Source organism: Herbaspirillum sp. SJZ106 (genome assembly GCF_006715495.1).
Classification (GTDB): Bacteria; Pseudomonadota; Gammaproteobacteria; order Burkholderiales; family Burkholderiaceae_D; genus Herbaspirillum.
Genome location: NZ_VFNI01000005.1, coordinates 230,146 through 245,894, shown reverse-complemented (window position 1 = coordinate 245,894; position 15,749 = coordinate 230,146). Strand labels below are relative to the sequence as shown.

General features: G+C 63.8%; 13 protein-coding genes. 4 read left to right on the top strand and 9 right to left on the bottom strand.

Annotation, left to right across the window (positions count from 1 at the left end; translation table 11 throughout):
• Positions 1–22: 22 nt before the first annotated feature.
• Complete coding sequence (locus FB598_RS16495; RefSeq protein ID WP_141916509.1) at positions 23–940, bottom strand: LysR family transcriptional regulator; 918 nt, start codon at positions 938–940, stop codon at positions 23–25.
• A gap of 155 nt (positions 941–1,095) precedes the next feature.
• On the opposite strand from FB598_RS16495, the gene FB598_RS16490 reads away from it, so the two are divergent.
• Positions 1,096–2,082 carry an aldo/keto reductase gene (locus FB598_RS16490; RefSeq protein ID WP_141916507.1) on the top strand — a complete coding sequence of 329 codons (987 nt, stop codon included), beginning with the start codon at positions 1,096–1,098 and terminating at the stop codon, positions 2,080–2,082.
• 32 nt (positions 2,083–2,114) lie between these two features.
• Positions 2,115–3,038 carry a Gfo/Idh/MocA family protein gene (locus FB598_RS16485; protein ID WP_141916505.1) on the top strand — a complete coding sequence of 308 codons (924 nt, stop codon included), beginning with the start codon at positions 2,115–2,117 and terminating at the stop codon, positions 3,036–3,038.
• A gap of 209 nt (positions 3,039–3,247) precedes the next feature.
• Here the strand turns inward: FB598_RS16485 and fghA are convergent, their stop codons facing one another.
• Positions 3,248–4,096, bottom strand: coding sequence for an S-formylglutathione hydrolase (gene fghA / locus FB598_RS16480; protein ID WP_141916502.1), 849 nt, complete (start codon positions 4,094–4,096; stop codon positions 3,248–3,250).
• A gap of 14 nt (positions 4,097–4,110) precedes the next feature.
• Positions 4,111–5,217 carry an S-(hydroxymethyl)glutathione dehydrogenase/class III alcohol dehydrogenase gene (locus tag FB598_RS16475; protein ID WP_141916500.1) on the bottom strand — a complete coding sequence of 369 codons (1,107 nt, stop codon included), beginning with the start codon at positions 5,215–5,217 and terminating at the stop codon, positions 4,111–4,113.
• A gap of 638 nt (positions 5,218–5,855) precedes the next feature.
• Between FB598_RS16475 and FB598_RS16470 the strand changes: the two genes are divergently transcribed.
• A complete protein-coding gene (locus FB598_RS16470) occupies positions 5,856–9,014 on the top strand; it encodes an EAL domain-containing protein (RefSeq protein ID WP_141916497.1) in 3,159 nt (1,052 codons plus the stop codon).
• 82 nt (positions 9,015–9,096) lie between these two features.
• Positions 9,097–10,146, top strand: a complete 1,050-nt coding sequence (locus FB598_RS16465) for an NADP(H)-dependent aldo-keto reductase (RefSeq protein WP_141916495.1) — start codon at positions 9,097–9,099, stop codon at positions 10,144–10,146.
• Positions 10,147–10,249: 103 nt separating this feature from the next.
• Here FB598_RS16465 and FB598_RS16460 read toward each other — a convergent pair whose 3' ends face one another.
• From FB598_RS16460 to FB598_RS16435, 6 genes are all read right to left on the bottom strand, one after another.
• Positions 10,250–11,257: a bile acid:sodium symporter family protein gene (locus tag FB598_RS16460; protein ID WP_141916492.1), complete on the bottom strand. Its 1,008-nt coding sequence runs from the start codon at positions 11,255–11,257 to the stop codon at positions 10,250–10,252.
• Between the two features lie 82 nt (positions 11,258–11,339).
• On the bottom strand, positions 11,340–11,681 hold the full coding sequence (locus FB598_RS16455; RefSeq protein ID WP_141916490.1) for a zinc ribbon domain-containing protein YjdM: 342 nt from the start codon (positions 11,679–11,681) through the stop codon (positions 11,340–11,342).
• 146 nt (positions 11,682–11,827) lie between these two features.
• Positions 11,828–13,165 carry a 4Fe-4S binding protein gene (locus tag FB598_RS16450; RefSeq protein ID WP_141917053.1) on the bottom strand — a complete coding sequence of 446 codons (1,338 nt, stop codon included), beginning with the start codon at positions 13,163–13,165 and terminating at the stop codon, positions 11,828–11,830.
• Between the two features lie 58 nt (positions 13,166–13,223).
• Positions 13,224–14,096, bottom strand: coding sequence for an FTR1 family protein (locus FB598_RS16445; RefSeq protein ID WP_141916488.1), 873 nt, complete (start codon positions 14,094–14,096; stop codon positions 13,224–13,226).
• Positions 14,097–14,263: 167 nt separating this feature from the next.
• Positions 14,264–14,605: a cupredoxin domain-containing protein gene (locus tag FB598_RS16440; RefSeq protein WP_141916485.1), complete on the bottom strand. Its 342-nt coding sequence runs from the start codon at positions 14,603–14,605 to the stop codon at positions 14,264–14,266.
• Between the two features lie 172 nt (positions 14,606–14,777).
• The gene (locus FB598_RS16435; RefSeq protein ID WP_141916483.1) at positions 14,778–15,323 is read right to left on the bottom strand and encodes an iron transporter; all 546 of its coding nucleotides are present in this window, start codon (positions 15,321–15,323) and stop codon (positions 14,778–14,780) included.
• Positions 15,324–15,749: the final 426 nt, after the last annotated feature.

Below are 15,749 nucleotides of genomic sequence, written 5' to 3'. Positions count from 1 at the left end.
GCCGCACGGACCGGCCAGGCGCTCAACGCAGCCTGGCCAGTCCGTTCTGCAGCCGGACGATGTCGATCAGCTTGCGCAAGGCCGGATGCGCATGGCGCCGGCTGCTGTAGTACATATGGAAAGGCTCGCTGGGCGCGGCCCACTCGGGCAGCACCACCTCCAGCGCGCCCTCTTCCAGTTCCTTCCTGATTCTTCCCTCCAGCAGGTAGGCAATGCCTACTCCCGCCCTGGCGGCCGCAATCGTGGCGGCCGTATTGTTGATCGTCACCAGCCCCGGCACACGCAGGCGCCGGCTGTTTTTCCCCTTGCCGAATTCCCACTTGTAGCTGGAGTTGTCGCCCAGCAGCAGCTGGATGCAGTTGTGGCCGGCCAGCTCTTCCAGCGCCTGCGGACGCCCATGCCGCTCCAGATAAGCCGGCGAGGCCGCCGCCACCCAGCGCTGCGCGCGCGTGAGCGGCGCCGTCGCCATGCCCTCGGGCACGTAATGCCCATAGCGGATTCCCGCGTCATAGCCTTCGCCGATGATATCGATGGGCCTGTCATCGACCACCACCGTCAGCTTGACCTGCGGGCATTGCCGGACGAATTCGGGAATGGCCGGCTCGATCAGCAGATGCGCCGCATCGGCGAAGACATTGATGCGCAACTGGCCCAGGCTGCCGAGCACGGCGCTGTCCAGGTTGCCCAGTGCGGCGCCGATCTTCTCGAAGCCCTCCTCCAGGCGCTGCGCCAGCTCCGCCCCGGCAGCCGTGGGCGCCACCGCCCGGCTGGAGCGGTACAGCAGCTGCGTCGAAAGCCTTTCTTCCAGCCGCTTCATCGCATGGCTGGCGGCCGATGGCGTCAGGCCCAGCTGGATCGCCGCGGCCTTGAAACTGCCGGTGCGCAGGATGGTGACGAAGATGCGCAGGTCTGAAAAGTCGATGTGATCGAGGAGGGACATGGATGAATTGTGTTCACTTCATGAATTAACACGAATCATCTTAAACCATCCTCACGCGCGCGTGCCGCGCGGTATAAATGACGGTCTGCCATGGATCGGCCTCGGCATGCCGTGCAAGGCGATCCATGCAATGCCAACGCAAAGGAGCAAGCAACATGAAATCAAGACAGTTCGCCCGCACGGGCGCGGCGGTATCGGAAATCGGCTTCGGCGCCTGGGCCATCGGCGGCTCCTGGGGCGATGTCTCCAGCCAGGATGCCAAGGCCGCCCTGCACGCGGCCCTCGATAGCGGCGTGAGCTTCATCGATACCGCCGATGTCTATGGCGACGGCCGCTCGGAACAGCTCATCGCCCAGGTGCTCAAGGAGCGCGGCGGCGCGCGCCCCTTCGTCGCCACCAAGGCCGGCCGCCGGCTCTCGCCCCATGTCGCCGACGGCTACACGAAAGAGAACCTGCAAGCCTTCGTCGAACGCTCGCTGGCCAACCTGGAGGTGGATTGCCTGGACCTGGTCCAGCTGCATTGCCCGCCCACCGAAGTCTATTACCGGCAGGAAGTCTTCGGCGCCATGGATGAGCTGGTCGCCGCAGGCAAGATCCGCCACTACGGCGTCTCGGTCGAGAAAGTGGAAGAAGCCCTCAAGGCGCTGGAGTATCCCAACGTCGCCTCGATCCAGATCATCTTCAACATCTTCCGCCAGCGTCCCAGCGCCCTGCTGATGCGCGAGGCGCAGCGCCGCAACGTCGCCATCATCGCGCGCGTACCGCTGGCCTCGGGCCTGCTGAGCGGCAAGATGTCGGCGCACACCACCTTTGCCGCCGATGACCATCGCCACTTCAACCGCAATGGCGAAGCCTTCGATGTCGGCGAGACCTTCTCCGGTGTACCCTATGAGGTAGCGCTGGCGGCGGTGGAAAAGATCCGCCGGCTGGCGCCGCAGGATGTACCGATGGCGCAGTTCGCGCTGCGCTGGATCCTCATGGAAAGCGGCGTGAGCACCGTCATCCCCGGCGCGCGCAACGTGCAGCAGGCGCAATCCAACAGCGCCGCCAGCGCGCTGCCGGAGATCCCGGCTCCGCTCATGCAGGCCCTGCGGCAGCTGTACCTGGACGACATCGCGCCCTACGTGCACCAACGCTGGTAATCCCTCGCCACTGATTCAACAACAAGGACAATATGGAGCCCATTCAACTTGCCATCGCTGGCGTCGGAAAGATCGTCCACGACCAGCACGTTCCCGCCATCCGCGGCAATGCCGACTATGCGCTGGCGGCCACGGCCAGCCGCAACCACAGCATCGAGGGCGTGCGCGCCTACAAGACCATGGCCGAGATGCTGGCCGCGGATATCCGCATCGACGCCATCTCCCTGTGCATGCCGCCGCAATACCGCTACGAAGCGGCGCGCCAGGCGATCTGCGCCGGCAAGCATGTATTCCTGGAAAAGCCGCCCGGCGCCACCCTGTCCGAAGTCGAGTCGCTCAAGGCGCTGGCAGCGGAACACGGCGTGACCATGCTGGCCAGCTGGCACTCGCGCCATGCGCCGGCCGTGCAGGCGGTCAAACGCCACCTGCAAGAACATCGCCCGCGCCGGGTCCAGGTGATCTGGCGCGAAGACGTGCGCCACTGGCATCCCGACCAGGAATGGATCTGGCAACCGGGCGGGCTGGGCGTGTTCGATCCGGGCATCAATGCCCTGTCGATCGTGACGGAAATCCTGCCGGAAATGGTCTTCCTGACCAAGGCGGCCCTGGAAGTGCCGGCCAACAGACAAACGCCGATCGCGGCGCGGCTGGCCTTCACCGATGCGGCGGGCACGGAGGTGCAGGCCGATTTCGACTGGCGCCAGACCGGTGAGCAGACCTGGGACATCGTCATCGATACCGACAGCAGCCACCTGCACCTGAAGAAGGGAGGCCACGAGCTGTGGATCGACGGCGCCCAGTGCGCGCTGGCGGCCGAGGGCGAGTATCCCTCGCTCTACCGGCACTTCAGCCAGCTGATCCGCGGCAAAGCGTCGGATGTGGATGTGGCGCCGCTGCGGCATGTCGCCGATGCCTTCATGCTGGGGCAGCACATCGTCACGGACGCGTTTATCTGAGGCAGGTGCTGGCAGAAAAGACCCAGGCCAGCCAGTAATGCCGTTCAGTTAATCCGAAATCTTTCTCCGTCGCCCTGACGAAAGTCAGGGTCCTGTGTCGTCCAACGGCCATTGAGGCACAACGAAAGACACAGGCTCCCGGCCTTCGCCGGGACGACGAGTTTCAGAGGGAAGGATTAACTGAACGGCATGGCAGGCCAGCCAGGGATTTAGCGGGTCAGGATGCCGTGATGGAAGCGCAGATGGTCTTCCATGAAGCTCTGGATGAAGTAATACCCGTGGTCATAGCCCTCATGGCGGCGTAGCGTCAGCGGCTGCCGCGCCGCCTGGCAAGCCGCCTCGAACTGCTCGGGCAGCAATTGCCCGGCCAGGAATTTGTCGGCCAGCCCCTGGTCGACCAGGATCCCTTGCGGGAATGGCGAACGCAGTCCCCGCATCAGTTCGCTGGCGTCGTAGGCCTTCCACGCCTGGCGATCGGCGCCGAGGTAATTGCCGAACGCCTTATGGCCCCACGGGCATTGGCTGGGCGCGGCAATCGGCGCGAACGCCGACACCGAGCGGTAGATGTCGCGGTTGCGCAGCGCCAGCACCAGCGCCCCGTGGCCGCCCATCGAATGGCCGAAGATGCCGATGCGTTGCGGGTCGGCCGGGAATTCGCGCAGGATGGCCTGGCGCAGGCCATGCACCACGTACGAATACATGCGGTAGTTCTTCTCCCACGGCGCCTGGGTGGCATCGACGTAAAAACCCGCGCCTGCGCCGAAGTCCCAGCTGTCGCTCTCGCCTTCGATGCCGGCGCCGCGCGGACTGGTGTCCGGCGTCACCAGGATGATCCCCAACTCGGCCGCCACGCGCTGCGCGCCGGCCTTGATCATGAAGGTTTCCTCGGTGCAGGTCAGGCCGGCCAGGTAGAACAGCACCGGCAGCTTGCCGCCGGCCCCGGCCTGCGGCGGGACGAACACCGAGAAGCGCATCGGCAGGCCGATCTCCGCCGATTCGTGGCGATAGTAGCCCTGGACGCCGCCGAAGCAGCCGTGCTCGCTGATGGTCTCCAGCATGCCCGTTCCTTTCATCAGAACTCGACCACCGAGCGGATCGACTCGCCGCTCTTCATCAGGTCGAAGCCTTCATTGATGCGCTCCAGCGGCAGCTTGTGGGTGATCAGGTCGTCGATGTTGAGCTTGCCTTCCATGTACCAGTCGACGATCTTGGGCACGTCGGTGCGGCCGCGCGCGCCGCCGAAGGCCGAACCCTTCCAGACGCGGCCGGTCACCAGCTGGAACGGACGGGTGGAAATCTCCTGGCCGGCCGCCGCCACGCCGATGATGATGGACTGGCCCCAGCCCTTGTGGCAGCACTCCAGCGACTGGCGCATGGTGGTGGTGTTGCCGATGCATTCGAAGCTGTAGTCGGCGCCGCCGTCGGTCAGGCCGATGATGGCGTCGACCACGTTGGGCACGTCCTTGGGATTGATGAAGTCGGTCATGCCGAACTTGCGCGCCATGGCTTCGCGCGCCGGGTTCAGGTCGACGCCAATGATCTTGTTGGCGCCCACCATCCTGGCCGCCTGGATCACGTTCAGGCCGATACCGCCCAGGCCGAACACCACCACATTGGCGCCCGCCTCCACCTTGGCGGTGAACAGCACCGCGCCCACGCCGGTGGTGACGCCGCAGCCGATGTAGCAGACCTTGTCGAAGGGGGCGTCGGAACGGATCTTGGCCAGGGCGATCTCGGGCACCACGATGTAGTTGGAGAAGGTGGAAGTGCCCATGTAATGGAACAGCGGCTTGCCGTCCAGCGAGAAGCGGCTGGTGGCGTCCGGCATCAGGCCGCGGCCCTGGGTGGCGCGGATGGCCTGGCACAGGTTGGTCTTTTGCGAGAGGCAGAACTTGCATTCGCGGCATTCCGGGGTGTACAGCGGGATGACGTGGTCATCCTTTTTCAGCGACTTCACGCCGGGGCCGACATCGACCACCACGCCGGCGCCTTCATGGCCCAGGATGGCGGGGAAGATCCCTTCCGGGTCGGCGCCCGACATCGTGTAGTAATCGGTGTGGCAAATGCCTGTGGCCTTGATCTCAACCAGCACTTCGCCGGCCTTGGGGCCGCCCAGCTCGACTTCCTCGATGGTCAAGGGCTTGCCTGCCTGCCACGCTACCGCTGCTCTTGTTTTCATGGGGATGTTGTCCTTTGTCAATGATGGTGAAATAACTCCGCGCCTGGTCCGCCCGCGGCCGGACACACAAGGCTGCATCGCCTGGATATGCCCGGAAACGACGGGAAATTCCTGATGTTCGCGCGAAACCAAGGCGGTATTATCGCATCGCAAACAGAAATGGGGCAGCGGCGCCTCCTTGCCGAAAACTTTCCCCCCGCCTGCGCAATCCCTCCGGAGATCCATTCCCGGTAGCGATAATGACAAAGGCCGCCGCATGCGGTAAGGTTCGGACAAATAAAAGCACCGAGACGCCCGCAAAAAAAGCAGGCGCGAGTGCAAACGGGAAGACGCACTGGCCTGCCGAACGAACAGCAACAAAACATCCGGCGGGCAAAACAGGGAGTGGCACACTGCCTGGCTGGTTAAGCCAACTTGATGGTATCTGCACGCAACGCATGCGCGCCCTGGTCGCGCGGGATGCGTTGCGGCGGATGCGCGCCTGCAACGCGCCGCATACCGGGCGCGCTGGCGCATTCCCGGCAATGGCCGGCGCCGCCTGTTGCCGCAGGCGGCCGCTGCAAGCTGGCGGCAAGTTGGCAATGGACGGCCGGCAGTGCTAAGCCGCATGGCCGCGGGTGTTATCGATATTCGTCTACATGGGAAAACAGAAAAAGACCGCCGGACGGGCCGGCAGCGCCCTCCGGACCCTGTTGATCTTCGTCGCCTTCGTCGGCTCGTTCATCGTCATCCAGACATGGTGGGAAATCCGCCAGGATCGCCTTCTGACCATCGCAGCGGAAAAGAGCAGCTCGATGGTCGCCGTGCGCAGCGTGCAGGAACACGCCGAGCGCGCCTTCCGCGACATCGATGCCATGCTGTGGGCGACTTCCGAGGCCATCCGGCACGCCGGAGCCGGCCTGCCGGACGACGGCCCCGGCCTGCACCGCCTGCTCGCCGGGCAAAAGCAGCCGCTGCCATCGGTGCTGGCGCTGCGCTATGTCGACCCGGCCGGGATCAACCGCGCCAGCTCCTGGTTGCCCCACGAGCAGGACAACTTCGCCGACGACCTCAAGCTGAAGTATGCGGACCGCGATCCGGCGCGCCCGCGCCTGTTCGTCGGCCAGCTCATGCGCAGCCATTACAACCGGGAACTGGTGCTGCCGGTGGCGATGAACCTGTACGACAGCGCCGCCCGCCCGGCCGGCATGCTGGTGGCCGAACTGCGCGCGGCCTATTTCTTCGACTTCTACAAGCACATCACCAACTACCAGGCGATCGTCTCGTTGCGCAGCGACGACGGCGCCATGATGATCCGCTCCCCCTTCGAAGAGCGCTGGCTCAATGCCAGCATGCGGGATGCCAGGAGCATGGCCAGGATCAGCAGCGGCCCGGAGGAAGGCGGCTTCGAGGAAGTCTCCTACCTGACCGGCGAGCAGTTGCTGTTCACCTACAAGCGCCTGCGGGACTGGCCGATGCTGGTGGTGTATGCGCGCCGCATGGACGATGTGCTGGCCCCGTGGCGCAGCCGGACCGCAAACCGCATCCTGCTGGCCGCCGGCATCCTCGGCTTCATCCTGATCGCGCTGGTGTCCTTCCTGCTTTACTATCGCTACCAGCGCCGCATCGACAATGCGCTCTCGGTCAGCGAATACCGCTACCGCAAGCTGTACGAAGACGGCAACGACCCTATCGTGCTGATCTCGGCCGACCTGCGCTATCTCGACTGCAACGCGGCCGCGGTGCGTTTCTTCGGCGTGCTGGACAAGCAACGCATCATCGGCCGCAAGGTCGGCCTGTTTTCGCGCCACAAGTCGCTGCATATCGCGCAGCCGGACATCGACGACCTGGTCGCCAAGACCCTGTCCGGCCAGCCCCAGCAATTCGAATGGGTGACGATACGCCGCAACAAGATCGTCTATACCGACGTCACCCTGCACCGCGCCGAACTCGACCGCGGCTACGCCATCTTCACCATCCTGCGCGACATCACCGCCCGCAAGCGCGCCGAGTTGCTGCAAAACGAGCAAAACCGCGTGCTGCATATGGTGATGGCCGACGAGGAGCTGGACGCCATCCTCTCCGCCATCGTCAGCTTCGCCGATGCCCAGATTCCCTACAGCGCATGCTGCATCCTGCTGGCCAACGAACATGCCACGCATTTCACCTCGATGCTGAGCCACCGCCATCCGCAGCGCATCGCGCGCATGCTGCAGGGCATGGCCATCCGCCACGGCAACGGCGTGGCGGCCGAAGCGGTGCTGCGGCGCGCGCCTTGCATCGTCACCGACATCGCGCGCGACCCGATGATGGAGCATCTGCGCCCGCTGATCGACACCGAGGCCTATCCCTCCTGCGGCGCCTGGCCCATCATCGGTAAGGAAGGCCAGCTGCTCGGCGTATTTTCCGCCCTGCTCAAGGAAAACCAGGCGCCCAGCAGCGAGTACCTGCAATTGGCCAACATCGCCGCCGACCTGGCCAGCGTGGCCATCGAGAGCCGCCGCGCCGACGAGCGCATCCGCCACCTGGCGCACTATGACGAACTGACCGGGCTGCCCAACCGCTTCCTGTGCACCCAGCACGTGAGCAATGCGATCACCCACGCCGAACATCGCGAGGGCATGGTGGCGGTGCTGCTGCTCGACCTGGACCGCTTCAAGAACATCAACGACACCTTCGGCCATGAAACCGGCGAGGCCGTGCTGCAGGAAATCGCCCTGCGCTTTCGCGGCAGCCTGCGCGAACTGGATATCCTGGCGCGCGTGGGCGGCGACGAATTCATCGTGCTGGTGGACGATTTCGACGATCCGCTGCAACTGGGCGAAATCGCGCAAAAACTGCTGGCCGAGGCGCGCAAGCCCTTCGTCATTGCCGGCCAGGAGGCGACGCTCTCGGCCAGCATCGGCATCGCCACCTATCCCGGCGACGGCAACAATGCGCAAGCGCTGATCAAGAACGCCGACATCGCCATGTACCGCGCCAAGCACCACGGCAAGGACGACTACCGCTTCTTCTCCGACGAGGTCAACACCAACACGGTCGAGCGCATCGCCTTGGAGTCCGAGCTGCGGCGCGCCATCGAACGCGGCGAGTTCGTGGTCCATTACCAGCCCAAGGTCAACCTGGCGGGCGCGCGCATCGTCGGCGCCGAAGCGCTGGTGCGCTGGCAACATCCGGTGCGCGGCCTGCTGCCGCCGGCCGAATTCATCATGCTGGCCGAAGAAACCCGCCTGATCGACCAGATCGGCCTGGCGGTGCTGGAGGCCGCCTGCCGCGATGTCGGCCAGTTGCTGGCGCGCAGCCTGGAATTCGGGCGCATCTCGATCAACCTGGCCGGCAGCCAGTTCGGCGACGCCAACCTGCTGGAAGACATCAAGCGGGTGGTCGAACGCCACGGCACACCGCCCTCCTGCCTGGAGTTCGAAATCACCGAAAGCATGGTCATGCACAACCGCGACCAGGCCATTGCGATCATGGACGGCATCCGCGCCGAAGGCTTCACGATCTCCATCGACGATTTCGGCACCGGCTATTCCTCGCTGGCCTACCTGAAGCGCTTCCCGGTCAATACGCTGAAAATCGACAAGTCATTCATCAGCGACATCCCGGACGATCCCAACGATAGCGCCATCGTGCAGGCCATCATCGCGATGGGCCATGCATTGAACCTGAAGGTGGTGACCGAAGGCGTGGAAACCGAGAAGCAATTGAATGCGCTGCGCGAGTTCGGCTCGGACGATTACCAGGGCTACTACTTCAGCAGGCCGGTACCCTATGCGCAATTCCTGCAGTTGCTGCAAGCCCAGCAACCGGCGTGAGCCGCCGGAGGGATGCCGCCTGCAATGAAAAAGCAGCGCGGCTATACTCCTTTGCTACGCCCACAACGACAAGGAGAAATGCATGCAGTATCGCCAACTTGGCCGCACCGATGCCAAGGTCAGCCTGATCACCCTGGGCACCATGACCTGGGGCCAGCAGAACACCGAAGCCGAAGCCCACTCCCAGTTCGACCTGGCGGTGGAGCGCGGCGTCAACCTGATCGACGTGGCGGAAATGTATCCGGTGCCGCCCAAGGCGGAAACCCAGGGCCTGTCCGAACGCTACCTGGGCACCTGGCTGAAGAAGTCCGGCCTGGGCGACAAGCTGCTTATCGCCACCAAATGCACCGGCCCCGCGCGCAAGCCGCACAACCCGCGCCACATCCGCGGCGGCGTCAACGACCTCGACCGCAAGGGCCTGACCGATGCGCTGCACGGCAGCCTGGAGCGGCTGCAGCTGGATCACGTCGACCTTTACCAGTTGCACTGGCCCGACCGCAGCGTCAACAGCTTCGGCCAGCTCGACTACCAGCACGTGGCCGATGAAAAGACGGTGCCGATCGAAGAGACGCTGAAGGTGCTCTCCGAATTCGTGCAGGCCGGCAAGATCCGCCATATCGGCCTGTCCAACGAAACCTCATGGGGCGTGGCGCAATTCCTGCGCGCGGCCGAACAGCACGGCCTGGAACGCGTGGTCACCATCCAGAACCCGTACAACCTGCTCAACCGCACGTTCGAGATCAACCTGGCCGAGTTCGCCCACCGCGAACAGGTCGGCCTGCTGGCCTATTCGCCGCTGGCCTTCGGCATGTTGAGCGGCAAATACCTGGATGGCGCGCGCCCCGCTACCGGCCGCCTGACGCTGTTCGAACGTTTCGTACGCTATACCAACCCGCAAGCCGAACGCGCCACCGCCCAATACGTGACGCTGGCCAGGCAGCACGGGCTGGATCCGGCGCAGATGGCGCTGGCCTACGTCAACAGCCGTCCGTTCCTGAGCTCCAACATCATCGGCGCCACTACCCTGGAACAGTTGCGCAGCAACCTGGACAGCGTAGAGGTGAAACTGAACGATGAAGTGATCGCCGGCATCGAAGCCATCCACAAGGGCCAGCCGAACCCGGCGCCCTGATGCGGATGCCCTGATACACACTCCCGCACCAACAACAAAACCGGCCTGATGGCCGGTTTTGTTTTCATGGCATTGGCATTGCATCCATTTCAATCGCCGCCGCTCAATCGCCGCCGCTTTCCGTCGCGGCTGCCGCCTGCGCCTCTTCCCTGCGCGCGCCGTAACGTTGCGCCAGCACCGCGCACACCATCAGCTGCAATTGGTGGAACAGCATCAGCGGCAGCAGCACCATGCCGATGGCGCCGCTGGAAAACAGCACCTTGGCCATCGGCACGCCGCTGGCCAGGCTCTTCTTGGAGCCGCAAAAGACGATGGTGATTTCATCTTCCTTGTTGAAGCCGAGGCGGCGGCTGCCGTAGGTGGTGATCAGCATGATGGCGGCCAGCAGCAGCACATTGATCACCAGCACCGACACCAGCATGGTGGGCGGCACCTGGCGCCACAAGCCCTGCACCACCGCCTCGCTGAAGGCGACGTAGACCACCAGCAGGATGGAGCTCTGGTCGACGAACTTGAGCCAGGATTTGTTGCGCTCGATCCAGCCGCCGATCCAGGGACGCAACGCCTGGCCGGCGACGAAAGGCAGCAACAGCTGGTAGACGATCTTGAGGATCGAGCCCAGCGAAGCATGGCCGTCGCCGTTGTGCGCCACCACCAGTATGCCCACCAGCAGCGGCGTGAGGAAAATACCCAGCAGGTTGGAGGCGGAAGCCGCGCAGATCGCCGCCGGCACATTGCCGCGCGCCACCGCGGTAAACGCGATGGACGACTGCACGGTGGATGGCAGCACGCACAGGAACAGCAGGCCGAGATAAAGCTCTGGCGTGATGAAATAAGTGAGCAGCGGCTTGGCGGCCAGGCCGATCAGCGGAAAAATGGCGAAAGTGCACAGCAGCACCGTGACATGCAAGCGCCAGTGCGTCATGCCGGCCACCACCGCCTGGCGCGAGAGCTTGGCGCCGTGCATGAAAAACAGCAGCCCGATCATGAACGTGGTCAGCCAGTCGAAACCGATGGCAACGTCGCCGGTACAGGGAAAAATGGACGCCGTCGCCACTACGGCGATCAGCAGCAAGGTCATGTTGTCGGGAATAAAGCGTGGGCGGGCCATGGCGTTGTCGTTGATTTTTCCGGATGCGTGGTACTTCTTCTGGATGCGGGAAGGCGGCCGCAGGAGGCCGCCCGGGAATCGTTCAGACTTTCTTGACGAACTCGGTCTTGAGTCCCATCGAGCCGAAACCATCGATCTTGCAATCGATGTCATGGTCGCCGTCGACCAGGCGGATGTTCTTGACCTTGGTGCCCATCTTGACCACGCCGCCTCCGCCCTTGAGCTTCAAGTCCTTGATCACGGTCACCGTGTCGCCATCCTGCAGGACGTTGCCGGCGGCATCGCGCCAGACCTTGGTTTGTTCGACGGCAGGCGCGGCCTGCTGCGCCGACCATTCATGCGCACATTCCGGACAAACCAGCATGCCGCCATCCTCATACGTGAATTCGGATTGACATTGGGGGCAGGCGGGCAAGGTACTCATGGCGGATTCCTGTACGAAAAATGGAAAGGCGGGATTGTACCGCGCCGTGCCCGGGCCGGCCTTGCGCCAACCCGGGCCGGCAACAAAAAACGGCAAATTCCTTGATCAGAATTTGCCGTTTTGCCAAACCGTTCAGTGCCGCCATCTCACCAGAGCCAGAACATCAGCAGCCAGGCATAGTTGACCAGGGCCAGGCCGCCCACCAACGGCGCCATGGCGACCAGGCGCTGCGGCCAGGATGTGGCGTAGCGCGCCACCACCTTCCAGGCCAGCACCAGGCTCCACAGCGTCATCGCCGACAACAGTGCGGCGCGAACGTCGTTGGCCCAGTACACCGGCCAGTGCTCGGCGCGCAACAGGCTGATGGTGGTGGCCGACAGGCCGACGAACACGCCGCAGCCTGCCAGCGGGATCAGCGACTGCACCAGGTGGTTGAAGCGGCTCCATTCCCACTTGCCCAGGAGACGCGTGCCAAGGGCGAACAGCAGCGACACCCCGGTGCCCAGCACCAGCGCGGTCGCCATGATGTAACCCACCACCATGGCGCCGTCCAGCCAGGTGAAGACGTCGCTTTGCTGCGGGTAATTGGTCAGCAGCCACCAAGGCGCCTGGGTGCCGAAGGGCCACATGATGTCGCGCTCGATCAGCCAGGTGGCGATGTCCTGCTTGATGGCGATGAACCAGGGGCTGGCGGTCCAGTGAAAGGCGCCGATGGCGATGCCCAGCAGGCCGTAGAGCACCAGGGCGCTTTCCCACAGGTTGTTCTGGGTCTTGCCGAACTTGACCACTTCGACCGTGGGCGCCCGGAAGCTCAGTTCGATGGCGTCGCGATGGCCGCTGCAGCGTCCGCACATATGGCAGTCCGAGGCGCCCTTCATGTTGCGCAACGGCACCAGCGGCGCGCAGTTGATCGGGATGATCTTGTGCTGGGGATGGTAGGAGGCGCGCCAGGCATCCTCATTGACCTTGTAGTGCAGCGGCGCCAGTTTGGCCAGCAGGCCGAACACGCCATTGACCGGGCACAGGTACTTGCACCAGACGCGCTTGTCGCGGCCGTACAGGTAGCCGACGATCATGGCGCCGACGGTGGAGCCGCCCAGCACCAGCAGCACTGCCTTGGGATATTGGTAGACGCTGACCATCTGGCCGTAGACCGTGGTCAGCGCGAACGCGACGAAAGGCCAGCCGCCCCAGCGCATCCATTTGGGAATGGCGCGGCCGCGGCCGTACTTGCTGGCGAATTCAGTGAGCGCGCCTTCCGGACACAGCACGCCGCACCATACGCGTCCCATCAGCACCATGCTCACCAGCACGAACGGCCACCAGATGCCCCAGAAGGCGAACTGGGCGATGAGCGTCATGTTGGACCAGAGGTGGGCGGTTTCGTCAGGCAGCGGCATGAATACCGGCACCAGGATCAGGATGGCGTACACCGCCACCACGATCCACTGCAAGCCGTGGATGAATGCGCCGTTGCGGCGCATCCAATCGCCCGTACGCGAGAGCAGGGTCGGCGATTGCGCACAGGTATTCATAGCGGGCTCAGACGGCTTCTTGCCTCTTGGGCTGAAGCTTGGGTTTTCGGTAAAGGGCCGAGCATATCACAAGCCAATAACCCGCATAGACGATCACCGAGAGCAGCGCCGGGCGCGCGCGGTAGCCGGTCAGCGTCGACAGCAGGCTGCCGATGGTGGAAGAGTCGTCCAGCAGCCAGGAGGTGTCCCACACCGGCGCCGTCAACGTCATGGTCCAGTCGGCCGAGGCCAGCGCGTCGGAGCTTTCCAGCAGCACGTCGAACAGCTTTTCCACGCCGGTGACCAACAGGCCGGCCGCCAGCAGCAGCAGGATCACTTCGGTGACCTGGAAAAAGCGACGCCAGGAGAAGACCTTGCCGCCCAGTTGCAGGATATAGAAGGTCAGGAACGCCAGCCCGAAACCGATGATGCCGGCCAGCACCAGCGAAGCCGTGCTGGCCTCCTGCTGCCCCAGGCCGATGCCGTACAGGAACACGGCGGTTTCGCTGCCCTCGCGCGCGATGGCCAGCGCCACCAGCACGAACACGCCCCACCAGTTGCCGCTCTCAACGCTGGACTGCACGGAGCTTTCCATGTCCTTCTTGAGCGTGCGGCCGTGCTTGCGCATCCAGAACACCATCTGCACGATCAGCACCGAGGCGATCAGCACGATGGCGATCTGGAAATACGTCTGGGCGTCGCCCGACAGCAATTCGGAAAAGCCCAGCAGAGCCGCGCCCAGCGCCAGCGCCAGCAGCACGCCGGCCACCACGCCGCTCCACAGGTACGGCAAGCCGCGGCGCGCGGAGATATCGCCGTTCTTCAGCCAGGCATACAGGATGCCGACCACCAGAAGCGCCTCGACGCTTTCGCGCCAGACGATGAACATGACCTGTCCCATTGAAACCCATCCCTTGCAAAACTTGCTGCGTTCAATTCATTGCGCCCGGCCGCATGGCAGCCGGGACGACGCCGTTGCTCCCCGCGTCTCGCGCTTGGGCGGAATACCGCCCTTTGTTTTTACCCCGCCCCCGGGCGCGCTCCGGTGGGGGTTCCAGGTTGCCCGGGTTATTTGGCGACGATCACGCCTTGCGGCATGTTCAGGTGAAAGTCGTCGAAGAACTTGTACTCGCCGGGACGCAACGGGGCGATCACCACGAAGGACTGGGCGCCGGGCGCCAATACCTTTTCCTTGCGCAGTTCGATGCTTTCGAACTCGGCGGCGGATTTGCCGATGTTGTGGATCTCGATCTTGATGCGCTGGCCGGCCGGCACCTCGATGCGCGGCGGGATCAGCTTGCCGTCCTGCATTTCCAGCTTGAAGGTCGGCAAGTCGGAGGCCGACGCCAGCGACGCGCCGGCCATCAGCAGCGCTGCGCCGAGCATCAGTCGGGCTTTACGTAAAAACATGGGCGCTCCAAAACTCTGGGAACCGGTTCACCCCTGGCCGGGATCTTGAACAGGTTCACAATGGAAGCCGGCTGCTCTGGCGATCAGGCAGCCGGTATTCAACACTGCACATTGGCGGCACCGTGCGGTTCTGCCGCAGGAAGCATCCTTCCTGTCGCAGAACCGGCGCGGATCAGTAACCGCCCTTCTTGCCGATGCCGGCGAAGGTGAAGTCGTAGTTCAGTTCAAACGTCTTGAACCATGGGCCGACACCGGTTTCCTTGTCGACGTGGCGGCCGAAGTGGGCGTGCTCGTTGGCAGTCGGGGGGGAGATGATCAGCTTGAGCTTGTACTTGCCCGGGCCTTCCAGCTTGACGTTGTCGCCATAGTGCGGGCCGTCGTTGGCCACCATCGGCATCATGTCGCCCTTGATGGTCTTGGTGGAACCAACCTTGGTCAGTTCGTACTTGATCGCCAGGTAAGGCATCCAGTCGCCCTCGGCGAAGCCGTTGGGGTTCTTGGCCACGGCGCGGATGTCGGCCTCGAGGTGGATATCGGACTCTTCTGCCTTGCGCATCATGCCGTCCGGTTCCATCTTGACCGGCTGCAGGTAGACGGCATTGACTTCGAAACCGTTCTGGATCTGCGGCTTGCCGATCGGGTATTCGGCGGCCATGGCCACGCCTGCGGTACATGCCATCAGGGCGGCGGCAACAGCGAGTTTCTTGATACCAATCATCGTAGTGTTCTCCTGGTCGATCAAATGATAATGATTAGCATTAATTGTATCATTTCTAAATAGCGGTTGCATGTCCGGATGGAAACCAGGCGGCGCGATTGCCCCGCGCCCTTCCGGGCATAAAAAAAGCCCTTCGTCGAGGTAGTGCCGTTCAGTGAAGACTCATTCTGGGGCGCCCATCACAGAACCCTGTTCGGGCTGAGCAGGCCCGCCAGGGCCGTATCGAAGCCAGCGTATCAGCGTGCCAACCTTACCGATCTTGCCTGCCCTTCGATACGCTGCTGCGCAGCTACTCAGGGCGAACGGAGCCTGGGCTGCACAAACAAAAATGCCGTTCAGCGCTTAACTGAACGGCATTATCCTCATCGAGGAGCTTTCTCTTGCAGCAGGAACACCGGGTTATTTCAATCCCCGCCCTGCCCAACT